This is a genomic window from Kangiella japonica (assembly GCF_039523535.1).
In the GTDB taxonomy this organism is placed as follows: domain Bacteria; phylum Pseudomonadota; class Gammaproteobacteria; order Enterobacterales; family Kangiellaceae; genus Kangiella; species Kangiella japonica.
The window spans coordinates 453440-477353 of the sequence record NZ_BAAAFM010000003.1; the positions used below are offsets into that span (position 1 = coordinate 453440).

At 42.8% G+C, this 23914-nt stretch carries 20 protein-coding genes; 2 read left to right on the plus strand and 18 right to left on the minus strand.

All coding sequences use genetic code 11. From position 1 onward, the window contains the following. Nucleotides 1-65 precede the first annotated feature (65 nt). The 12 genes from coaD to ABD128_RS05550 form a co-directional block, all read right to left on the minus strand. Entirely contained in the window at nucleotides 66-548 is a 483-nt protein-coding gene (gene coaD, locus ABD128_RS05495) for a pantetheine-phosphate adenylyltransferase (RefSeq protein ID WP_343987699.1), read from the minus strand. 53 nt (nucleotides 549-601) lie between these two features. After that, complete coding sequence (locus tag ABD128_RS05500) at nucleotides 602-1993, minus strand: coniferyl aldehyde dehydrogenase (RefSeq protein ID WP_343987702.1); 1392 nt, start codon at nucleotides 1991-1993, stop codon at nucleotides 602-604. 117 nt (nucleotides 1994-2110) lie between these two features. Then, nucleotides 2111-3085: a hydrolase gene (locus tag ABD128_RS05505; protein ID WP_343987706.1), complete on the minus strand. Its 975-nt coding sequence runs from the start codon at nucleotides 3083-3085 to the stop codon at nucleotides 2111-2113. 13 nt (nucleotides 3086-3098) lie between these two features. Next, complete coding sequence (gene hemE / locus ABD128_RS05510) at nucleotides 3099-4166, minus strand: uroporphyrinogen decarboxylase (protein WP_343987709.1); 1068 nt, start codon at nucleotides 4164-4166, stop codon at nucleotides 3099-3101. A gap of 104 nt (nucleotides 4167-4270) precedes the next feature. Further along, nucleotides 4271-5707 carry an SPOR domain-containing protein gene (locus ABD128_RS05515; protein WP_343987712.1) on the minus strand — a complete coding sequence of 479 codons (1437 nt, stop codon included), beginning with the start codon at nucleotides 5705-5707 and terminating at the stop codon, nucleotides 4271-4273. Nucleotides 5708-5723: 16 nt separating this feature from the next. Continuing rightward, nucleotides 5724-6827: a 3-dehydroquinate synthase gene (gene aroB, locus ABD128_RS05520; RefSeq protein ID WP_343987715.1), complete on the minus strand. Its 1104-nt coding sequence runs from the start codon at nucleotides 6825-6827 to the stop codon at nucleotides 5724-5726. 12 nt (nucleotides 6828-6839) lie between these two features. Next, a complete protein-coding gene (gene aroK / locus ABD128_RS05525; RefSeq protein WP_343987719.1) occupies nucleotides 6840-7364 on the minus strand; it encodes a shikimate kinase AroK in 525 nt (174 codons plus the stop codon). A gap of 98 nt (nucleotides 7365-7462) precedes the next feature. Then, the gene (locus tag ABD128_RS05530; RefSeq protein WP_343989363.1) at nucleotides 7463-9634 is read right to left on the minus strand and encodes a type IV pilus secretin PilQ; all 2172 of its coding nucleotides are present in this window, start codon (nucleotides 9632-9634) and stop codon (nucleotides 7463-7465) included. A gap of 11 nt (nucleotides 9635-9645) precedes the next feature. After that, a complete protein-coding gene (locus tag ABD128_RS05535; RefSeq protein WP_343987722.1) occupies nucleotides 9646-10203 on the minus strand; it encodes a pilus assembly protein PilP in 558 nt (185 codons plus the stop codon). Nucleotide 10204: 1 nt separating this feature from the next. Then, nucleotides 10205-10819, minus strand: coding sequence for a type IV pilus inner membrane component PilO (locus ABD128_RS05540; protein ID WP_343987725.1), 615 nt, complete (start codon nucleotides 10817-10819; stop codon nucleotides 10205-10207). Next, on the minus strand, nucleotides 10819-11415 hold the full coding sequence (locus ABD128_RS05545) for a PilN domain-containing protein (RefSeq protein ID WP_343987728.1): 597 nt from the start codon (nucleotides 11413-11415) through the stop codon (nucleotides 10819-10821). Before ABD128_RS05545 ends, ABD128_RS05540 begins: the two co-directional genes overlap by 1 nt. Then, a complete protein-coding gene (locus ABD128_RS05550; protein ID WP_343987731.1) occupies nucleotides 11415-12482 on the minus strand; it encodes a pilus assembly protein PilM in 1068 nt (355 codons plus the stop codon). Before ABD128_RS05550 ends, ABD128_RS05545 begins: the two co-directional genes overlap by 1 nt. A gap of 289 nt (nucleotides 12483-12771) precedes the next feature. On the opposite strand from ABD128_RS05550, the gene ABD128_RS05555 reads away from it, so the two are divergent. Further along, nucleotides 12772-15306, plus strand: coding sequence for a penicillin-binding protein 1A (locus ABD128_RS05555; RefSeq protein WP_343987734.1), 2535 nt, complete (start codon nucleotides 12772-12774; stop codon nucleotides 15304-15306). Nucleotides 15307-15402: 96 nt separating this feature from the next. Here ABD128_RS05555 and rpmE read toward each other — a convergent pair whose 3' ends face one another. The 6 genes from rpmE to ABD128_RS05585 all read right to left on the minus strand — a co-directional run bounded on the left by rpmE (nucleotide 15403) and on the right by ABD128_RS05585 (nucleotide 21261). Beyond that, nucleotides 15403-15615 (minus strand): 50S ribosomal protein L31, encoded by a 213-nt coding sequence (gene rpmE / locus ABD128_RS05560; protein ID WP_343987737.1) that lies wholly within the window; start codon nucleotides 15613-15615, stop codon nucleotides 15403-15405. A 172-nt stretch (nucleotides 15616-15787) separates the two neighbouring features. Then, a complete protein-coding gene (locus ABD128_RS05565) occupies nucleotides 15788-18475 on the minus strand; it encodes a carboxypeptidase-like regulatory domain-containing protein (protein ID WP_343987740.1) in 2688 nt (895 codons plus the stop codon). A 5-nt stretch (nucleotides 18476-18480) separates the two neighbouring features. After that, a complete protein-coding gene (locus ABD128_RS05570) occupies nucleotides 18481-19137 on the minus strand; it encodes a fimbrial biogenesis chaperone (protein WP_486326929.1) in 657 nt (218 codons plus the stop codon). A gap of 193 nt (nucleotides 19138-19330) precedes the next feature. Continuing rightward, complete coding sequence (locus ABD128_RS05575; RefSeq protein WP_343987745.1) at nucleotides 19331-19918, minus strand: hypothetical protein; 588 nt, start codon at nucleotides 19916-19918, stop codon at nucleotides 19331-19333. Between the two features lie 25 nt (nucleotides 19919-19943). Beyond that, nucleotides 19944-20489, minus strand: coding sequence for a hypothetical protein (locus tag ABD128_RS05580; protein WP_343987748.1), 546 nt, complete (start codon nucleotides 20487-20489; stop codon nucleotides 19944-19946). Between the two features lie 439 nt (nucleotides 20490-20928). Next, nucleotides 20929-21261, minus strand: coding sequence for a hypothetical protein (locus ABD128_RS05585; RefSeq protein WP_343987751.1), 333 nt, complete (start codon nucleotides 21259-21261; stop codon nucleotides 20929-20931). 289 nt (nucleotides 21262-21550) lie between these two features. Here ABD128_RS05585 and ABD128_RS05590 point away from each other — a divergent pair, with 289 nt between their 5' ends. Then, complete coding sequence (locus ABD128_RS05590) at nucleotides 21551-23737, plus strand: primosomal protein N' (protein ID WP_343987754.1); 2187 nt, start codon at nucleotides 21551-21553, stop codon at nucleotides 23735-23737. Nucleotides 23738-23914 lie beyond the last annotated feature (177 nt).

Here is a 23914-nt window from a genome sequence, read left to right on the forward strand (position 1 = left end):
TTAAACCAACGGTTCGTTAATGAGCTAGAGAGTATTATCGCTTATATGCTATACAAGTTCGAGCGTTATTGCGAAAATTTCTGCTCAAGAGCCTGCTGCACAGTTGAGTCCACAAAGGCTGTGATATCACCTCCTAGCGACGCCACTTCCCTCACTAATGACGAAGAGATATAAGAATATTTTTCCGAAGGCGTTAAGAATATAGACTCTAAATCAGGGTCAAGGTGACGATTCATATTGGCTAGCTGGAACTCGAACTCAAAGTCCGATACCGCGCGAATTCCACGAAGTACCGCTAACGCCCCTTTATCTTGTGCAAAATGCGCCAATAAGCCGTTAAACCCTTCCACTTGGACCTGGCTGTTGCCTTTAAAGATTTGACGCACCATTCCCACTCGTTCTTCTAGGTTAAACAAAGGTTTTTTTGAGGGGCTATCCGCTACCGCAATAATAACAGTATCAAAAAGGCGACAGGCTCTTTTAACGAGGTCCATATGGCCCTTAGTAATCGGATCAAAAGTCCCTGGGTATAGTACTATTTTCTTCATAGAAAACTTCATTCAATTATTGGTTGTGTACATGGAGCATTGTACCAACGGTTTTACCGCTTCATGATGCTCAGTAAAAATTTCGTAAACTTCGAAGGTGGCGGATACATCAGTTTGACACCGGATAATCGACTTTGCTGATAAATGCTTTTGGCTTTTGAGAAAGTCTTGAACCCTTCTCTACCATGATAATGCCCCATGCCGCTTGCGCCTACTCCTCCAAATGGTAGCTCATCTTGACTCACGTGCAAAATGGTATCATTCAAAGTGACGCCACCTGAGATCGTATTCAGCATATAATGATTCGTTACTTTTTTGTTATAGCTGAATAAGTAAAGTGCCAATGGGCGGGGCTGATGATTTATCCAAGCAATAGCTTCTGAGTGTTCTTGATAGGATACCACCGGAAGCAGTGGCCCGAAAATCTCTTGCTGTCTAATCAACATATCTGGCGTGGTATTTAAGACTAGCGTTGGCACTGCTTTGTTATCAACGAGCTGATCAGCTTCGTGTTCAAAAAGCGGAATTATCTTAGCGCCCTTTTCTTTAGCGTCTTTAAGCATTCCCTGATAACGCTTCACCTGTTTTTCGGAAGCTAAAGCCGTATAGTCTCGCCCACTCCACTCTGGGTAGAATTTTCGAGCGACGTCCTTGGATAAACGTACAAAGTCTTTAGCTTGTGATTCGTGCACAAAGACATAATCTGGAGCCAAGCAAGTTTGGCCAGCGTTCAATAACTTACCAAACAGCACCCGCTCTACTGCAGTTTTCAGCGGAAACTTTTTATCGATAATGACTGGGGACTTTCCACCGAGCTCTAAGGTCACTGGCGTTAGGTTTTCGCTTGCTGCCGCCATGACTTTTCTACCGATATTTGTCGACCCCGTAAACACAAGATGATCAAACGGAAGCTTTGAAAATGCCTCTCCAACATCCGCACCACCGTTAATTACCACCACTTGCATAGAGCCTAAATATTGCTCGCAGAGCTTTGCAAACAGCTGGCTAAAGCTTGGGGTAAATTCCGACATTTTCAACATTACGCGGTTTCCCGCAGCTAAAGCTCCAATTAAAGGCCCTAAAGCTAAGAATAGCGGATAATTCCAAGGAACAATAATACCAACCACACCTAACGGTTGATACATAACTTTTGCCTTCGCAGGTTTAAACCAAATATCCACACCGCGCTTACTAGGCGCCATCCACTTAGAAAGCGATTTTCGTGTAAAACTAATGGATTTTAAAGCAGGGTAGATTTCTGCAAACTCGGTTTCGTAGGGTGAGCGATAGCCAAAGTCAGTATTAAGCGCATCTTTAATCGCGTCTTGGTTTTCTAGTAGTAGACGCTTAAGATCACGAAGCCGCCTATCGCGCTCTTCTAAGCTAGGATAAGGTTCCCTTTGATAGTGTTGCTTGAAGGTCTCTAGTCTGCTCTTTAAGTCCATAATAAAAATATAGATATCAATATGTTAATGGAACCTAGCTTAACAGATATAAGAGTTCGCACCTAATCAAAAAGTCAGCATTGAAGTCGGTAAGCTTTGCTCCCATAAATACTACAGTTATAGGAAGCGATCAAAGTAACCTAAAATGGTTTCTTCAAGGTAGAAGCTTACACCTTTACTGCCTGGGCTTGAAACAAAGCCTACATGACCACCATATTCGCTAATTAGTAACTCCAAGCTTCCTGGAAGCTGATCTTCTCTTGGAATAATTTCAGGTGACATGAACGGATCATCAGCCGCGTGAATCACTAACGCTGGTTTTTTAATCGTGCTTATATGATAAATACTCGATGCTTTACGATAATAATCATCGGCATCTTCAAACTCATTTAAAAAAGATGTTACCCGATTATCGAATTCTCGGAAGGAGTTAATCGCCATAACATCTCTTGGCGATAAATTTAAAAGTTCTAGCATTCGATGCTCAGGAAACTTCCTAACAATCCGCTTTTTCAAGGAGTTTAATAAAAAGTACTTGTAGATTTTTGAGAAGCCTTGGTCAATCGAGTCTGCACAGATAGACAGGTTAAAAGGAGTAGAAACCGCGCAACCAACATCGATATCTGCATTATTTCTTTGCTCACCTAGCCACTTTAAAAGCACATTTGCGCCCAAGGAGTATCCCGCAACAAATAACTTATCTGGAGCTTTACTGTTATGAATTTCAGTTATCACTTCATCTAGATCGTCACTTCTACCTGAGTGATACGTTTTATCGAGACGGTTTTCCTCTTCACTGCATCCACGCCAATATACCAATACTCCACGCCAACGACGTTGCTGAATTTGGAATAGCATACGCCGTAAGTATGGAGAGTTTATATCCCCTTCTAACCCATGCAATAAAACTATTGTTGGGGCATCTCTTTCTGGGTTAACCCAGTCCATATCAATAAAGTCACCATCGCTAAGCTCGACACGCTGTCGAGTAAGCTCGGGCAAGGGCAATCTAGGCGCTAAAGGCGCCCAAAATGTTTGCAAATGACGATTCTTTAACCACCATGGTGGATCAAAGTGACTTTCTTTTAACATAGAACCCTATGAATTATTGATGATATTTTTTGCTTAATTCGTGCACCGCCTCAATGAATACCCCAGCTTTCTCTGGTTTTACAAATTGGTGAATGCCATGTCCTAAATTAAACACATGACCGTTACCGTGTCCATAGCTAGCTAAAATAGTCTCGACTTCTTCACGAATTCTTTCATCAGAAGCGTAAAGTAACGAAGGGTCCATATTACCTTGGAGTGCTGTTTTACCCGCCACGCGCTGTCTGGCTTCGCTCAAATCCGTTGTCCAATCAACACCAAGACAATCGCAGCCTGACTCAGCCATGATATCTAACCATTTGCCACCACCTTTCGTAAACAAGGTAACTGGAATGCGCTGACCATCTTTTTCACGAGTCAAGCCATCAACAATTTTGCTCATATAGCGCAAAGAGAACTCTTGATAGGCCTGAGGTGATAAAACCCCACCCCACGTATCAAAGATCATCAAAGCCTGTGCGCCGGCTTCGACCTGTGCGTTAAGGTAAACAATGATTGAGTCTGCAAGCTTGTCCAACAATAAGTGCATAGCTTTTGGATTGCCATACATCATACCTTTCACTTCTGAGAAGTTTTTAGTTGGACCACCTTCGACCATATAAGTCGCCAAGGTCCACGGACTGCCCGAAAAACCGATTAAGGGGACACTGCCCTTCAACTCACGACGAATCGTACTGACAGCGTCCGTCACATACTTTAGTTCTTGATTTGGATCTGGGATCGGTAATTCTTTAACCGTTTTTTCATCACGTACAGCTTTCTTGAAGGCAGGACCTTCGCCAGGCGTAAAGTAAAGACCAAGTCCCATGGCATCTGGGATCGTTAAAATATCTGAAAATAATATAGCAGCGTCTAGAGGGAATCGACGTAATGGCTGTAAGGTTACTTCACAAGCTAATTCTGGATTAGTGCATAAATCCATAAAGCTACCCGCTTCTGCTCGCAACTGGCGATATTCCGGCAAGTAACGGCCAGCTTGACGCATCATCCAGATTGGCGTGCGATCAGTTTCTTGCTGTAGGGTGGCTTTGATATAACGATCATTAACGAGTGGATGGCTCATGGTGCTCTAAAAGTTAGTCTCTGTTGGACGCTATTATAGATGGAACAGCGCACGAAAACAGCCTAATCTTAAGAAAGCAGTCTTTATTCAGCTTTATTGTCTATTTATCGGGAAACTTCCTTAGAGATAGCAGAAAACTGACGAATCCATGGTTGTTGAGCCAAAATATCTTCCGGTAATGACTCAATAGCTTGCTTCGCTTCAGCACGAGTGTTGAAGGCTCCCCACAGCACACGGTAGCGGATCTTCCCATCTAGATTAGCTCGATAAACAAAACTGTCAGCCAAATCTAGAGATTTTTGAAAACGTTCAGCAGCAGCTCGCTCAGAGTGAGAAAAGAGTTGCATACTATAAACATCTTGTGAGTGCTTGCTTAGCCAACTTGTGAAGTCCTCATCCTGTCGCGGCGCCCTAGTCGGAGTGACATCCTTACGCGCGACCTTAAGTGCAATAGATTCTATGGGATCGCTAGACTCAGCGGCTTCATCAACCTCGGCCTGTGAAAGTGAAGCTTGGTTAGTCGAATTAGATCTTGCAGAATCTCGTGCTGCTGGTTCTTGGCTTGACGAGTTATCGCTGGCAGAAGCGGTATTTTTATCATTGATTGCGGCTTGCTGGATTGATTTTTCAGATAAGTCGGCATCTAGCTGTTCCATACCCTCTTTGTTAGAACGATTTGAGCGATCTACGACAACAATGCTTTCATCAGACGTCTCGCTTTGCGAGAGGCTAGCCTGATTATTATTGTTTTTTTGCAAGCCTTTAATCACTAACTCACCACCTGCTGTCTCTCCCTCATCCTTAGTATCCTCTTCATTAGTTGCTATATTAATTATTAACAAAATGATAAAAACTAAGCCGGCAGCAGCTAGGGCCGCTGTCATATACCAGCTTTTATTTGCTTTTTCGAAGTTTTCACTGCTCTCTTGGCCAGAAAAAAGCTTACTTAGATTTTGCCTTGCTTGCTCAATGATGTTTTTCGGAAGGCCTTGGCTCGAATACCAAATAGTATCACTCTGCATTTGAGAAACTTGAACGTACTTCGGTTGATCTTGCAATTGTTTCTGCAAGAACTCAAAACAGTCTTCCTTGGAAAAAAGTGGAAGTTCAACTTTTCTCTCAGTAAATGCATCGACACGTTCGTCAATTCCAGGCTCAGCTAATAGCAGCCAATAAATATTATCTTGGGGCTTAGTAAGCTTTTGGAGTAATAATGTTGAAGCTTCGTGGGCATCGTCAATGATCACTATCATTGGCTTTTCTGGAGACTTGGGTAATTGAGCTTGAATTTGTTGAATGGTGCTTAAAGGGTGAACCTGGATAACCTGGCAATCGATTTTTTCATCGAGTACCACTTTTTTTTCAAATATCTTAGCGAAAGAAGACTTTCCAGCACCAAACTCCCCTTCCATAACGGCAAATCCACCATTTGGTACCTGATACTTGATCAAACTGATCAATCGGTTCCAACTTGATGGCAAAAATAAAATACGATTATGCTTTTCTAAAACATTTGGATTTAGGGACTGTGAAAAAGCCATTTAAAACAATGCCTTGTTATGTTTTAAATTCAAGAAATTGTTCAATGAACTGTTCAACATCTTGAGTTTTTATATTGTTCCTAATAGTAACCTTCCCAATCGCTTTTGGCAAAATCAGAGTGAGATCTGCGTCAACATTTTTCTTGTCCAAAGCCATAGCGGAGACTAAATCTGATGCGCTGACTCTAAAATTCATTGAATCTAAGGTAGTCGGTAGTCCAAATCTTTGAATTAGTCGTCTAACGGCCTCTGACTCGGAGGAGCTTAATAAGCCCAGCCTTACTGAATACTCTGTCGCCATGACAATTCCAATGGCCACTGCTTCGCCGTGTAACAATTCACCAAAGCCTAAAACCCTTTCTATGGCATGCCCAAATGTGTGCCCAAGATTGAGCCAAGCCCTAACACCTTGCTCTTTTTCATCTAGACAGACAATTTTGGCTTTTATGGAACATGATGCATGAATCATTGTAGAAAGAGTTTCAATCTCTTGAGCTAATATGCTTTCACTGTTGTTTTCAAGCCAATAAAACAGCTGTCTATCCGCAATAATTGCGGCTTTTATTATTTCTGCGATTCCAGCTAGAAACTCTCTATTAGATAACGTTTTTAAAGTATAAAGATCGGTGATAACACGCACGGGTTGATGGAATGCCCCTATCATATTTTTCCCTAAGGGATGATTTACCGCCGTTTTGCCACCTACCGAAGAGTCAACTTGCGATAGAACGGTTGTAGGGACTTGAATAAAATTTATCCCTCGCTGGTATATTGCTGCGGCAAAACCGCCAATATCACCAACCACCCCGCCGCCTAACGCAATCAAAGTTGCGTTACGCCTTAATCCTGAGTTCAGCATTGAATCAAGAATATCCTCTAGACTGCTTAATGATTTATACTTTTCTCCATCCTTAAGAATATAACTATGAATTTCAAATTGGCTGAGAGTTTTTTTGAGGTGTTCAAGGTAGATAGGGGCAACGGTTTCATTGCTGACAATAAAAACTTGTTGCCCTTTGATAACTGGTAGGAAATTATTTACATCTAAGAGTAGACCATTTCCGATAAGTATTTGATAATCCGAACTTTTATTGGGTAATTGTAAATCCAGAATATTCAAAGCTTGCTCTAGCTAGGCTATAGGTTGTTCCATCAACTCGACAATTTCTTTTGCTACAGATTTCACAGAGCTGATATTGGTTGCAACAGTAAGATCTGCAATCTCAGTATATAGAGGCTCTCTTTCCTTCATGAGTGCCTCAAGAGTTTCTCTTGGATTACCATGTTGGATTAGTGGGCGTCTTTTATCACGACGAGTTCTTTCTAATTGCTGCTCAATCGAAGTTTCCAAATAAACCACAACTCCCCTCGCGGCAAGATGGTTGCGACTTTTATCAGAAACAACAGCTCCTCCGCCAGTTGCAAGCACGATACCTTGCTCTTGTGTCAGCTCTTCTATGATTTTTTCCTCTCGAACACGAAAACCGTCTTCACCCTCGATATCAAAGATCCAATCGATAGGCGCACCAGTACGTTCTTCAAGTACATGATCACTATCCACAAATTCGAGCTTTAAGATTTCAGCCAGCTGCTTTCCAATGGTGGTTTTACCCGCACCCATTGGTCCTACTAGGAAGATATTGCGCTTACCTTTCATTATTAACTTTGAACTCTTTTATTAATTAACCAAATATGAAAAACCAAAAACCCAGGCACGCGATTATACCTAGGTTTTTAGTATTTGGGTATGTTTGACTAATATTTCAAGCCTTGTTTAATGATTTTTGGTGTTACAAAGATCAATAGTTCTTCTTTCGAGTCTTCACGAGACGTATTACGGAACAACCAACCTAGCAATGGAATATCACCTAATAGTGGTACTTTAGTTTTATCTAGCTTAGTTCTGTGCTGGAAAATACCACCAAGTACAATGGTTTCGCCATTATCTACTAGGATTTGGGTGCCGATCTCTTGAGTATTGATGGCAGGTGCACCGCCAACTGCAAAGCCGTCAGGAGTGGTAAATAAGACTTCTTCACCACGAGTATCTTGCGTGATTGATAAGTCTAAAAATACACGACCATCTGGGGTAATCTGCGGTGTAACTTTGAGCTCTAAAACGGCTTCTTTAAACTGAATGTTTGAAGCACCACTTGAACCACCTTGAAGATAAGGAATTTCCTCACCAGCTTTAATAAAGGCTTCTTTCTGGTTAGCTGTAATTACTTTAGGGCTAGCCACTACTTCACCTCTATTTTCAGCCTCAAGTGCTGATAACTCCATATCTACAATGATTCCGTCAGCTAGTCGAGCAAATGACAGTCCTAATGATCCTGCTGGGTTAGAAACCGGAAGGTTTACGTTAAAACCATCGTTTTGGTTTCTTTCACCCTGAACGGAGCCATTTATTCGGCCTGCATCCACAACAGTGCCAGAAACACCTACTTCGCCAGAGTTCATTGAGTCACTGATGCCAAATCTCGTACCCAAATCACGGGCAAATCCATCTGAAGCAGTGACAATTCTTGCTTCAATAAGTACCTGCTCCACAGGAATATCTAGCTGATTAATAAGGCGACGTACATCTTCTAGCTTAGAAGCGACATCCTTCACAATAATCGTGTTTGTTCTAACATCTACTGACACAGCACCTCGCTCAGATAGAATCCCAAGTGTAGCGCCATCACTGTCAGAGCCTCCCGTCGATGACGATAATAACCCTGCTATCTCACCCGCTTTTGCGTAATTGATTTGAATTAGCTCTGTTCTTAATGGGGCTAGCTCTTCTTGTTGCTTATTTGCTTCAAGCTCTTGTTGCTCACGGGCGGCAATAACGTCAGCCGGAGCAATCATCATTACATTACCGTCTTTGCGCTTATCGAGGCCTTTTGATTTCAAAATGATATCTAGCGCCTGGTCCCATGGAACATTTACTAGATTTAGAGCCATAGAACCCTGTACATCATCACTAATAACAATGTTAATGCCCGCGAAGTCACCCAATGTGTGTAAAATTGCTTTTAAATCCATATCTTGGAACTGTAGCGTTAATTTTTCACCCGTATATTTTGGCTTTTCACGTTCACGACGTTCAATTTCTTGTTTAGAAAGAGGCTTAAGCTCAATCGTATATAAGTCATCCGCTTGGTATGCTAAGTATTCGAAAGCATCATTACCACGAACCTTCAATCGAACATTATCACCTCGACGAGTCGTTTCAACCAGCTGGGCAGGTGTTCCGAAATCGATAACGTCTAGTCTACGAATAAAGCTAGGGTCAATATCACTACCGATAAAGTCTGCGATGACTGTACGCCCTTCTTGTCGTAAGTCCACATTGACATTGGCTGCGCCTAGGTTAACTAAAACGCGACCTTCCCCATCGGTACCTCTACGGAAGTCTACGCCTTCAATATCATAATCTGAACCAGACGTGTAACTTGAGCTGGTGCTCGATTTGTTTGAAGCCATAGCTGGTGCTGTGCCCGAATCAAGCGTTACCACATAGTCGTTGCCTTGAATCTGACTGTTAAAAGCAACCAACTCAGAAAGGTTAATCACCACACGTGTACGATCTTGAGCTTCAATAGCTGTAATTGAGCCTACAGCACCAATACCAATATCTTTGGTTTTATAACCTAAACTTGAACCAACTCCTGAAAAGTCCATAGAAATTCTTGCTGGATTAGAAGTCGTAAACTCCTGTGGCATTGGCGGAGTATCTGAATAGCTCATACGAACCATCACCTTATCCCCTGGCAACACATTGTAATCTATAGATTGCAGTTGGCTGGCCTGGACGCCCCAAGAAAATAGTGTTGCCCCTAATAATACAGTGCAACTTTTCATCATTTTATTCATCTTTGTCAACATAGTCGTTTTACCCAGTTCTGACTTGTTCATCCATTCTTCATTTTTAATATGCATCACTTAGCCCCTCACTGCCCTAATACTAGGAATTGTGTACGATTTTCCCAGCAACCTCTTCCATTTGGGACAATCGCTTCAATGGTGATCTGGTTACTATCGATCTTGCTAATTTTTCCATTATTCAAACCGATATACTCACCTACATGAACAGGCTGAATGACACCAGCACTATCACCGCTAAGAATTTTGACTAAACCTCTTAACTCTTGCTTATTAGCAATCATGCCGGAGTACTGTAATGCATCTAAGCCATACTTTTCCATTTCAAACTTTTGACGGTTAGGATCGGGTCTAACATCTGATTCACAATCTCCATCAATTAGCATCATTGTAGACTCAAGCTCAGGATCTAACTTAGCAAATGGGCTACGTAAATTTGAGGCTGAATAAGTAAACGGCTCATAAGCTTCCACCTTTGGTAAAGGCTCAATATTCGTTTTCGTGTCGCTCTTTATCTTTGCTATTTTGTCATCCAAGCTTTGCATATCGCCATCTTCACAGCCAGTTAATACAACCAATGCAAGAATAGTGCTTAGAAGGGCTTTCATTTTTACTGTTAGCACCATTTTATCCCTCCTCTGACTCATAACGGTAGGTTTTAGCTAAGACACTAAAACTTAACTGTTCGGACTGTTCACGGCTAAGCGTGCCTCTTCTCGATTCGTTGCTTGCAGGTGTAATTTCAAAACTGTGCAAGGTAACAATGCGAGGTAGCTTCGATATACGGCTCACGAAATCTGCGATTTGGTGATAATTACCTGTCGCCACTATTTCTATAGGCTTTTCAATATAAAAAGCTTTTTTAGATTCATTCAAATATTTATGAGACAAAAGCTCAACGCCAGCACCAGAGGCAGCGTATGAGATTTCGTCTAGTAAGCCTGGAATCTCAGTATTTTTCGGAAGTTGCTCTAAAAGCCCTTTGAAGGTCTCTTTCATTTCAGCCATTTGCTCACGATAAGCGTCAAGATTAACCGCTTTCTCATATTCACGCTTATAGTCGGCTAGTAATTGAACTTCTTTTTTCTCCTTTGACTCAAGCTCGCTAATTTGCTCACTGGTATCAAAATAATAGCCCAAGCCAAGAACTACTAACATGGCAATAATGATAAATACTATTTTCCCAGGAAGAGGCCAAGAACCAATATTATTAAAATCCTGGTATTGACTTAAGTCAGCCATTATTTGCCCTCCTGTTGTTTCACATTGTCAGGAATAATTTGTTTTGCTTCCAGTGTGAAGTTTTGTGCAGGGAGCCCTTTGGTCTGCCTATTAACATCTTTCAGTGCCGATGTTTGCAGTCTGTCAGAACTGTCCATCTTACGCATAAACTCAGATATTCTAGGGTTAGTTTCACCCTGACCAGTGAATACTAATTTATGCTCTGAAGCTTGCTCACCCGTATTTGGTGTTTCCTGTCTAGTCCAAGTGATTAAGTTAATCCCTTCTGGAGTTACTCGAACTAACTGGTCAAACATTCGCACTACTTCAGGTCGACTTTGCTGTAAATCAGTAATCAATTCCATCCGCTTAATTAACTCTTCTTTTTCCTTTTTAAGCCGATCAATTTCTTTAGTTTGTTGCTTAAGCACACTGATTTCGGTATTTAATTTTGCTATACGCTTATCTTGGTTTTCAATTCTAGAGTTCATAACTGTATTGACCAGTAACCAAATTAAGCCAGCCAGAACCACCATTAAGCCAAACGTAATCCAAAACTCTTTGTTGCGTTCTTGGCGTAACTCTTCACGCCAATCAAGTAAGTTAATGCGTGCCATTATTCGAAACTCCTTAATGCTAGTCCACAGCTTATCATCATTGCTGGCGCATCGGCGCTCAATGCTTGTGTGTTCACATGAGACGAAATTGACATATCCGCAAATGGATTAGCCACGCGAGTAGGAGTTCCCAGATGCTCTTGAATCATACCATCCAAACCATCAATCGATGCGCACCCTCCTGCCAAGATCACTTCGTTTACCGAGCTGAACTCGCTGGCAGAGAAGAAGAACTGTAACGCTCTACCGACTTGCTGTGTAATGATTTCAGCAAAAGGCATTAACACCTCTGACTCATAATCATCCGGCAAGCTGCCCTGTTTTTTGGCTAAGCCTGCTTCTTGGTAAGATAGTCCGTAGCGGCTTTGGATTTCTTCTGTTAATTGGTTACCGCCGAACAATTGCTCTCTGTTATAAATTACTTGGCCATTTTGAAGCACATTTAAACTTGTCATGGTTGCACCGATATCGACAATCGCAACTATCGAATCTTCTAGGTGCTCAACTGTTTTCTTTTTGGTTAGCTGATACGAGCGCTCAATCGCGTAAGCCTCGATATCAACAATCTTTGGTGTCAAACCTGCAATATCCAAAGCATCGAGACGTGTATCAACGTTGACACTTCGTGAGGCTGCTAAAAGCACATCAACCAAGTTATCATCTGTCGCTGAATCGCCTAATACTTCGAAATCAAGATTAACTTCTTCAAGTGGGTATGGAATATACTGATCCGCTTCAACTTTAATCACATCTTCCATTTCTTGGTCCGACAGACCCTTTTCCATTTGGATAGTGCGAGTAATTACTGCTGAGCCCGACACTGCAACAGCGGCGTCTTTGGTTTTGGCTTGAGCTTTTTGGACAGCTTTTTTTATTGCATTACCGACCGCTTCTGTATCACGAATATCTCGCTCAACAACTGCGCCCTGCGGTAATGGTTCAACAGCGTATCGATCGACTCTGTAGCGTCCGCCAGACTTGCCAAGTTGTAAAACCTTGACCGTCGTCGAGCTGATATCGATACCTATCACTGGTACTTGTTTCTTTTTGAATAACCCCAGAACCATAAATCCTATGCCTCATTAAGTTGGTTCAACACAATCCATTTGTCCGTTTTATCTTAATACACTTCTAAGACATGTCCCCAGAAAAGTGGATACAAATCCACATTAAACTTAAACTTTTTTGTTAACTAACACTTCTAAGATACTATATTTACACTGATTTACAAAAAAATTCAGCCTTTTTTTTTAGAAAAGGTATACTGGTACTCAATTCGTTCATCAGCTATTACGCTTCACAATAAATCTTTCTCATAAAATGACCATCAATATATTGAAGAAATTAGCCCTTTTTGTGATTATTATCACAATATTTGTGGTTATGACCATAATTGGCGCATTCCTCTATGCGACTCCGCAAGTGCCTGAAATAGACTCTCTCAAAAATGTAAAATTACAAACCCCGATGCGGATATTTACCTCGGATGGGAAGTTAATTGGTGAGTTTGGTGACGTTAGGCGAGAACCAGTCAGCTATGAGCAGATCCCCAAAAACTTCATCAATGCGTTAATTTCGACCGAAGATCAGCGCTTTTACGAGCATAGTGGCGTAGATCTTCAGGGTCTTCTCAGGGTCATCAAAGTTGCAGTAACCACTGGTGAGTTCTCGGAAGGTGCGAGCACCTTAACGATGCAAACTGCGCGAAACATGTTCTTGACGCGTGACCAACGTCTTAAGCGAAAACTCATCGAGATGTTTTTAGCGGTTAGGATGGAGCAAGAATTAACCAAAGAAGAAATTCTTGAGCTCTATACCAATAAAGTCCACTTTAGCCATAGAGCTTATGGTCTTGCAGCAGCCGCTGAGGTGTATTATGGCAAGTCACTCACTGAACTGACGCTACCAGAGTCAGCCATGATGGCGGGCTTACTCAAAGGTGAGTCAGCCTATAACCCTATTTCAAACCCTGAGCGTGCACTTCAGAGACGAAATCTAGTGTTGAGTCGTATGCTTAGAGAAAATTACATTGATCAAGACATTTACGATCTTGCGATTCAAACGCCACTGACCGCAACAAAACATGCCGCTGCTCTCGATGCTGAAGCGCCCTATGTCGCAGAGATGGTTAGGCTCGATGTCATTAATCGATTTGGCCGCGATATTGCTTACAACCATGGTCTTGATATTGTCACAACCATTGACTCAAAGCACCAACAAATAGCGAATAACGCCCTGCGTGAAGGTCTTTTAAGCTATGACCGCCGTCATGGTTACAAAGGCCCAGAAAGACAGATTGATGCCTTTGCAGATAAAGAATTAGCTGAGTTGTTACAAATTCTAAAAGATACTCCTGTTATCGCTGACTTACGCCCTGCAATAGTGACTGAGGTTAAAGAGCAATCGATTAAGGTTCTGACTGCTGACGCAGGAGAAATTACCATTGATTGGGACGGTCTCAATTGGGCAGCTAAGTTTATTAGTGATAGTAGGGTTGGCTACAAGCCTAAGACTGCTCAAGAAGTCGCTGCCATTGGTGACCTTGTCCGTATCATTGCTGTCAGTGACGGCAAGTGGCAACTGAGTCAAATCCCTGAGGCCTCGGCTGGTTTTGTCTCGATACGCTCTAAAGATGGTGCTATAACATCTTTGGTTGGTGGTTTCGATTACCTAACCAACAAATTCAATATGGTCACTCAAGCTCGCCGGCAGCCAGGTTCTAACATCAAGCCCTTCATCTATGCAGCCGCTTTTGCCAAAGGCTTCACGCCCGCTAGCCTGGTCAACGACGCCCCTTATGTCAAAGTGAACAATGAAATTGATGAAGTTTGGCGTCCCCAAAACGACAACTTAAAATACAATGGTCCTACTCGTTTAAGAGTTGGCCTAAAACGCTCCATTAACACTATTTCGACGCGCTTGATTGACAGCATTGGTCCCGCCTACGCCGAGCAGTTCTTAGTAAAAGTTGGTCTGCCTGATGAACACATGGATCCTTATCAATCCTTAGCACTGGGTACCGCGAGCTTCACCCCTCTTGAAATGGCCACAGCCTACGCCGTGTTGGCTAATGGCGGTTATCAAGTCGAGCCCTATTACATCGAGAAGGTAACCACCTCTTATGGTGACATTCTTTATCAAGCAACACCGAAAATAGTCTGTGATGAGTGCGAGCAGATTCGTATTAACAACCAAATTCGTGACGCTAAATACAAACCTGAAATACGCAACTACCCTGCTCTACCACTGCCTGAAAAGAAGTTTGCTAAAGAAGTCATCGACCCGCGTGATGCTTTTATTATCTACGACATGATGAAGGATGTTATTCATAGTGGTACAGCGACGACGCAGCTAAGACGCAGAAACAGTCCTTTATTGGAGCGCCAAGACTTAGCGGGCAAAACAGGTACCGCTAACGATTATAAAGATGCCTGGTTCTCGGGCTTTAACGATAAGCTCGTCGCTAGCGCTTGGATGGGATTCTCTGACCATAGACGTAGTCTCGGCCGTTACGAATACGGCGGTAAAGCGGCATTACCGATATGGGCGTCCTTTATGGAAAAGGCTCTTGAGGGCGTGCCTGAGCAAGAGATTATCCAGCCGCCTGGTGTAGTCTCGGCTAAGATCGATCCTGAAACAGGGAAGTTAGCGGCTCTTGGCCAAAGTAATGCTATTTTCGAATATTTTAGAGATGACAATGTACCTTCTGAGGTTAGCCAAAGAAGCACTGATTTTGGCGATATTTATAATCAGACCAATCGTTCTCAACAGCAAGGCTCGCCTGAAAATCTTGAGCAAGAACAATTAGACCAGCTGATTGACTCTATTCAAGAGGATGGCCTGCAAGAACCAGAGGAAGAACAGGAGCCTGAGCCAAGCTCTATATTTTAGCTTTCAGGTCTGCCAACTGTAATTTTCTGTTGGCTTTCCCTCAGACACAAAAAAAGCACCTTGAAAGGTGCTTTTTTCAATAATAACCTAGGGCTATTACTTGTTAAGCGAACGATTACCGAAACGCTTACGGAAACGATCAACACGGCCGCCTGAATCAACCATCTTCTGCTTACCAGTATAGAACGGGTGGCATGCTGAACAAACATCAAGACTAATGTCCGAACCAGTTGAACCTACTTCAATAACGTTACCACAACTACAAGTTGCCTTGATCGTTTTGTATTCTGGGTGGATACCTTGTTTCATAATTCATCTCTCTTTTTGGAGTCGCCATTCGGGCTATAACCTAAAGAACCGTTAACTAACAGAACCAAGCTACGCCAAACACCACTCAAATATTTGGGAAGCGAGATTGTACGCGCCATTGCTAATGAGATCAAGTCGCTAAAATGAAAAGCCTTGTTCTTTATGGACACTCTTACCTTACAAGCTCGATATCCACGCCAAATAAAAAGTTATTATTTACAGAAAATGGGCGCTGCCCAAGGATTTCATCCTTATCATTTATCGCTTGCAGCTGATAATCGCCATTGCCTAACCCATCAACCCTAAAGTAACCAAACTGATCGGTATAAGTGCTCATGACTAGGTTCCCGTCTTTATCAAACACAGAAATCTTGGTTTGAGGGCTAGCCTCACCATTAATAGTTGCCTGCCCCGCAGCGCTATACTTTGCATCCATGTCAAAATCGACGCGGGTTACCGCAGAAGCCCCCACTTCAACAATATAGCTTTTCGTATCAGGCACCAGCTCAATAGGCAAGAACTCACCATCTAATGCCACACGGTGGATTCCAGGCGTTACTTTCTCTAGATAGAAGGTACAGCCTTGTACAGGAACTTTATAATTTGAACCGTTCACCAACACACTGACATGCTCCATATCACAGCTGTCACTGCCGGTGTTGAGACTGCCTGCGATGGTGCCGTTAGTGTTATAGGATCTGCGATGAGTCGCAGGCACAAACTTATCGCCAGCGACCGCAAAATCCATCGAAACTCGAGCAAACACTGAAAGCCCACCATCGTATTGAGGGTCTGCCTCACGCACTCTCAAGTCCAAGTAGACCCCCGACGCGACTTGCTTTCGATACTCTGCGAACATACCAGCCCCGTACTCGTTGGAGTGATTGATCTCAACTCGCAAATGGTCATAGCTTGTCCAATCAGACGAGCGCCAATAGAAACCAGCGGCCGACTCAATAATGGTGTTCTGGTAAGGGCGATTCTCTATTGTGTCCTTATACATTCGCCCAGACATATAGCTTTGTACATTTTCATTAACACCATGATCAAAGCGCACCGTTTGCTCGTCCGGCTTATGCGTCACTCGAAATCGGGACTCAAAATTTGGGCGGTAATATAACTCTGTTCGATATGCACCATCGTAGTCAGCACGCATCGCAACGGAGAAGTTATCACTTACTCCATAAAAGACACCGGGCTTAATAAAACTCACTCTCTCACTGTTTAGAGCGCTACTTTGCTGGTTCTTGCGATCTTGATAACGACCGATTAATTCTAGGCGTAAATTCGTCTCAGGGGTGTAGTAAAAATAGGTATTGGCTGTGGTTAAATCACCATCAGTGTGGTCATAAAAACCCGCTTCCTGCTGACGAACAAAAGTAGAGGCTCGCCATTTTTTACCGCTACCGTCGAGTTCCAGCTGTTGTGTCAGCGCGTCATTACGCCAAGCAGCACGGTACGCCCCAACAAAGTGACTGCCCAAAGAAGACGCTACACCTGCAGTTTTAGTATCAACATCATCCAATAAGTAGCCAGCTTCTAGCGTGGTCTCATCACTTAAACCGTAACGATAAAGAAACACGCCTGCTTCACCATTATCTTCAAAGTCAGGATCCAGCCAATTCCCTTTCTTACCATAAGCAACACTGGTGACTATTTGACCTTCACTCAGTAAACTCTCGGAACTTAAACGTGTTTTATTTTGACGCTCAAGCTCGGTCCGACTGATAGCATCTAAAACCACCACTTCAATTTCATTATAAAGCCCTGATTCAGAGCGCACCTCACCAAAATCATAGGTCCCATCGAGACGAACAAAGGTTTCGCCAATTAACTGATTATTAACGAAAAGTTGAGCGACCGCCCCAGCTTCCGCATTACCTCTAATCTTCTGAACTGAAGTTCCTAGTTCACGGAAAAAACGTGACTGGCTAATGTCTTGATAGGGGTCAAAAGGCAAGCTTTTGTTGCTGTAAAAATACTGCGCTCCAGTAATCGTAACCGTTGGTGACACCACCGATGGGCTCGCTACCTGCTTACCAATCAACCACTGCTCTTTATCATCACGTTTAAGCCAAAAGTATTCATCCAAGCGCCAATCGCCCGAAGAGTTTTTTTCTGCTTCCAATAACCATGATCCACCCGCGGCAGCACCACTACCTAAGATTTCACTGCGACTATTATTTTGCTTGAAATCTAATGGCCCGCCCTCTTTTTCTGCATAAATTTCATGTGACAAGCGGAACTGGCGCAAACTAAATGCGTCAGGTTTAAAGTCCACATCGATGTCTCGAGTATTGCTGCTACTCGTCACAGGCTCAGATTTATTCGACCAAGGTGGTAAAAACGTCAGCGCATATTTTGACTCATCAAAATCGCCATTAACTCTAAGGTAATCGTTTAAGGTGCTAAGCCCTAGCCATAACTCACCATCGATGCGGAAACTATGGCCGGCTGGAATCTCGACTTCGGTTCCAGGCACACTCACAGTGATAACGCCATTCTCTAATTTAAAACTAGCGCCGATGACTGGGAATACTTGTTCAATGGGAATTAGATAATCAGTTTCTGACTTTACGATATCGAGCGCGATAAGCTCACGGCCTCGCACTTCTAAACCGACCAGAATTTTTTCATAACCGTAGCTGTTACCGGCAGTTTTAGCCGAGCCAGATTCGCTATAACTCGCTTCCCACGGGCTGTAAATTGCGCTACTGTCGAGCGGTTTTGGGCTATGGTAGGCTAAGTCGTCTGTGGCTTCGTCTATATTTGATGAGTGCTGCACAGGCTGTGCAAAGGCGTTCGCCGCTAGCATTGTCGCTAGCGCAAAACCTACCTTGGTTATAATCTTGCTGTCCAATGCTCTTACTTACCGATTGTTACACGGTAAACCTTTTCATAGACAGTACCTGCAATATCCACCTTTAACACTAGAGCATAATTGACAGGTAGCGGCTTAGTAAGCGGTAAGGCGCTTTTTACTGTTCGACGTTCGCCAGCAAAAACAGGTTTCGCATTCAGCTTACCTTGCTCAATATACTCGCCTTCAGACTCACCAGCTTTTAGCTTTAGTTGTGACAACAGTTCCTCATCAGAAAGGCTAGTTTCCGTCACAATCCTAAAGGTTCCTTGCGGGCGAATGTAGACATTGCCTTTATTTGTTAAGTCGAATGTTAGTTCCTGTGTTTCTTTCGAATAACTCATGCCATGAAATATTGCGTCTTTCTCAATGTCACCAAAGAATGCATACACAGGTACACCCACGTTAAACTGTACATTCACGCCTTTGGACTGCTCTTTTTGTTGCTGCTTAAAAAAGACCATAGCGCGGTGTTCACCGTCCATTGGCTTTGCCTTTGGACGAATCGCCATACGGACTGTTTGCTGACTATTGGCAGGGATCTCTAGACGCACAGGGTTAATGATCAACCATTGATCCAAGCTTTGTGGTGTCGGTGGTAGAGCGCGATAGTTATTATTCTCATCAAAATCCCAGTTTTGTACCGAGACTTCAACGCTCATGGGCTCTGACCCTAAATTTAGGACTGTAACGCTTTTAGTGCTACGCACTTCTTCGGTATTGAATTCTACGCGTGACGGCGAGATAGCTAATTGCGGTTGTAATTTTGACTGTGCTGCTGAAACCAAGTGAATTTGAAGGAGCAACAATAGTATTAATATCTTCGTGAGTACATTCATCTCAAGTAAACCATAATCATGGGCAAAGGGCTGGGTTTGTAGTGCTATCTTCGTGAAGAGTCACAGTCATATCGCCTTGGTAACTCCCAGCCTCGTTAGCCTGAGACAAATCAAGTGTTAACTGTATTCTGCCATTCGCGCGAGTTATAACGCCTTTTCCATTACGCTTATAGGTAACATCAGTATCCAGCCTCACGACCTCAATACAAGAGCTCGAACTTGAGCATATTTTCATGGGGCCGCTAGCTGATTCAATTTTATATTTAGCAATAATATCACCCCGTAAACCATCCTTACCGCCCGCTTTTAATTCCCAAATCCAATCATTACTCTCGGCTGTTACTTGCACCTTGGCAAGTGAACTAATATCGAGCTGAATATTAAGATTAACCTTTTGAGCAGAAATAGCTTTACGTTGTAGATTGTTGAACCCGTATGCTGTGGAAGAACTCCCCGAACCAGTAATCTGTGAGCGTGTTATATCGTCCGTAAAGTCCTTAGACTTACAACGAATTTTCGCTTCAGCTTTAAGAGAGAATATTGAAAGACATAAAACAAAAAAAGCCGAACTCAATAGGCTCGACTTTTTTCGTAAAACATCCATGGTATCTCTCAATAACCGATCGCTATTAAGAACCCGTTACTGTAATCGTATAGTTAGCGGTTACAGTACCGTCATCCAAATCTGAAGATGTTAAATCAATATCAAAAGACACATCACCCGTAGTAGCTACCATAGAAGGTGTACCAGTTGATGGTGTTATATCGAGATTTGAAACTGCTGTTTCGCTAGCCTTGTCGGCGATAGAAGCGTTGAAAGTACCGTAACCTAGCGCACGTACTGCCCAGCTGTTTTGAAGAGTGATACTAGCTGAAGTGCCTGTCGCCGAAAGGTCTGAAGCAATATCAAGGTCAACAACACTGCTAGTGATAGTACCACTTTGCGTTGCCGTTAATGCTGATGCACAGTCTTCTGAACTACAACTACTATCTAAGAGCTTAGTAAACTCACCAGGAGCAAAGCTTAGATCGATATCGGTGTACGCATATAGAATCAACACATCTGGTATTGATACATCAACGTTAACATCTAAAGATGCGGCTTTAGATGAGGATGCAAAGATAAAGCTTGTAGCAAAAATCGCTACAACTGTAGATTTTTTCAAGATATTCATATAATTCCCCTATGTATAGAACTGCTCTATGGCAATTAGATGTGAACTATATCACATTGTATAGACAATCGATAAGTCAAATCTGCATTAATTATTTAGCTTACAGAGCGGCGCCGACATTATACTCATATAGACTTATATTTCAATAACTTATAAATATTTTAGATTAACCGAGGTAATCCTAATTATAAAATCAACATAATCAGAGATTCGAAATCATTCGGATTATGTATAAATTTTCGACAATTGCTGACAAATATTGTCACTTTTATACAGTGGGTTAGAATTAAGATTTATATGAGTCAGTTGGAATTTTGTAATATTGAATCGTATTTTTTGTCAGATGAAAGTAGGGATAGTGGTTAAATATAAAAAAAGCGACACTAGGTCGCTTAATTGCTTCAGTTTTTATTATTGCTATTATAAATTGTTGTCGTTATTAATCTTTGCTCATCTCAAATAGCGCTTTGATTGCAACAATCAAGGTTGCGGCACCTACCATATAGCCAATGTTATACATGATTGAACCGATAATAGAACCTAATCCGGCGAAATCATTTAAGGCATTTTCTAGTGGGTAAATCGCTGTCGATGCCATTAAAAAGGCAATACATGCGATTAAGAACCCTTTCGTCTCACTACCCGAGACATTTAGGAGGCCTACCACTAAACCCACGACTACCAGTAATAAAGGAAACCAGCTAACTTCTATAAAGCCACCGATTACCGCTACCGCTAACCCCGCTAAAAACGCAATACTGCCTATTTTCATGTCACGCTCCTCCCCATTGAATTTGCTTTTGATCGTAATTATAGGCTCTGCTCTGCCTAACGATTAGTTTTTTCTATCTCTTGCTTATTTTAATATTAGTATTTTTACTAGAGCATACAGTATCAGGTTTTTTTACAATCACAAGTCCGACCAGATTGTCGCTTTCTCCTTTCCCAACGCAACACGCCTCTTTCACAAGCGTTAAACTGCAAAATATTTATTGCCATAAGTGTCTGCACTACCTATCCTTGATGCATTCACTTTGCTTAAGATCTAATAACGTTACTAAATGCTAATTCGACTCGCGGTTCCGACTCCCCTACGTCGCTCTTTTGATTACCTATATAAAGGTACAGCGCCAGCTGTGGGCTGCCGCGTTGTAGTACCTTTTGGTCGTCAGAAGTTAACCGCCGTAGTGTTGAGCCATCCTGAAAGCAGTCAGGTGCCTAGCAGCAAACTCAAGTATATTGACAAAGTTATCGATAGTGAGCCTTTACTACCAGACGTTTTGTTTAAGCTTATTCGTTTTGCTGCTGATTACTATCAACACCCAATCGGTGAAGTTTTCGCCAATTGTTTACCAACCCTTCTTAACAAAGGTGAGCCCGCAAGGTTAGAGCCCGAATGGCAGTGGTCGCTGACTACATCAGGCGAGGATGCTATTCCCAAAATCCGCAGCAATGCAGTTAAACAAAAGCAACTCTTTCAGCTATGTCTCGAGCACAATGGTGTTATTACCGAGCAGGTGTTAGGACTTTACGACTTTATACCCTCTTATCTGAAAACCTTTGAAGAAAAAGGCTGGCTTGTGAGATCTGAGCAAAAGCCAAGCCAAGTGGTCTATGAGCCCGAAGCAGGCTACGACACAGAAAGCGTAACCTTAACCAACGAGCAAGAAGATGCAGTGGACTCGATTAAGCCGAATTTTGGGAGCTTTAAGGGCTTTTTGTTGGATGGTGTTACAGGTAGTGGTAAAACAGAAGTCTATTTACAGTTGATTCGTGAAGCGCTAAGTCGCCAGCAGCAAGTGTTGATGTTAGTGCCTGAAATTGGCCTGACGCCACAAACGGTAAAGCGTCTTGAGCGCCGCTTTAATGTCCCCATCGCTATGCTTCACTCTGGCTTAACCGATAAACAGCGCTTAAATATCTGGCTAAAAGCTCGTGCCGGTAAAATCTCTATCGTCATTGGCACCCGCTCTGCACTTTTTACACCTCTAGCCAATCCAGGGTTAATTATTGTCGATGAAGAACACGACCTTTCCTATAAACAACAAGAAGGTTTTCGTTATTCTGCGCGCGATCTCGCTATCGTTAGGGCGCAGTACGAACAAACTCCGATTGTGCTGGGTAGCGCAACACCTTCTATGGAGTCGTTGCATAATGTTGAGCAAGGTAAGCTTTCGTTATTACGACTGACGAAGCGTGCTGGTGAAGCAAAGCCACCGCATATCAAGGTGTTAGACGTGCGTCAGCGTCACCTTAACCAAGGGCTATCGCAACCTTTAATCGATAATATGCGCAAACACCTTGCGCAAAACCAGCAGTGCATGATTTTCCTAAATCGCCGAGGTTTTGCACCAACCTTGATGTGCCATGAATGTGGCTGGATTGCTGATTGTCAACGCTGTGATCGCCACATGACCTACCACCAACGCTTCAAACGTTTGCATTGCCACCATTGCGACAAGCAAGTTTTTATGCCGAAACGTTGCCCTGAGTGCCAATCACCTCAACTTAATCCTGTAGGGTTAGGTACAGAACGTCTAGAAGAGGCACTAAAAGAAATATTCCCTGACAAATCAGTAGCTCGAATTGATCGAGACAGCACGCGGCGTAAAGACTCGATGCAGAAATTTGTAGAGGCTATTAAAAATGACGAAATCGACATTTTAATTGGCACTCAAATGCTCGCTAAAGGCCATCATTTCCCGAAGCTATCCTTAGTGGGCGTAGTCGATACCGACGGCTGTCTATTTAGTGCTGACTTTCGAGCCACCGAACGAACCGCACAATTATTAACCCAAGTCGCTGGCCGAGCTGGGCGATCCAAAGGTATTAAAGGTGAAGTTGTTATTCAATCGCATCACCCGGATCACCCTTTGTTAGTGAATTTATTCACTCAGGATTACCAAACATTGAGTCGGAATATCTTGGCCGAGCGTCAAGAAGCACAACTTCCCCCTTTTACAGCCATGGCCATTTTCCGCGCAGAAGCCAGTACGCTCGAAATGCCTATGACCTTTTTAAACGATGTAAAACAACAGCTTAAGCAGTCTGACTTAAGTGTCTATGGTCCCTTTCCGGCACCAATGCCCAAACGAGCAGGTAAGATGCGCGCACAATTAATGGTGCAACACTCTCTGCGCAAGCGCTTGCAGCAGGTCTTGAGCCCCATCACACCAACACTCGAACAGTTACCGAGTTCGCGTAAAGTTCGCTGGTCGATTGATATCGATCCACAAGAGGTTTTTTAAATTGTAGTCATTGCGAAAGAGTAAAGCGAGGCGGTAACCGAAGGGAATACACTTGGTGCAATATCTTTTTCTCACGAATCAACCATAAAGGGTCACATTTTTACTTTTTATTAAAACTTGTCGTTGGACTTCCTAAGCCCAGTGCTTAAAATACTCCAATAGACTAAACAATGTCGG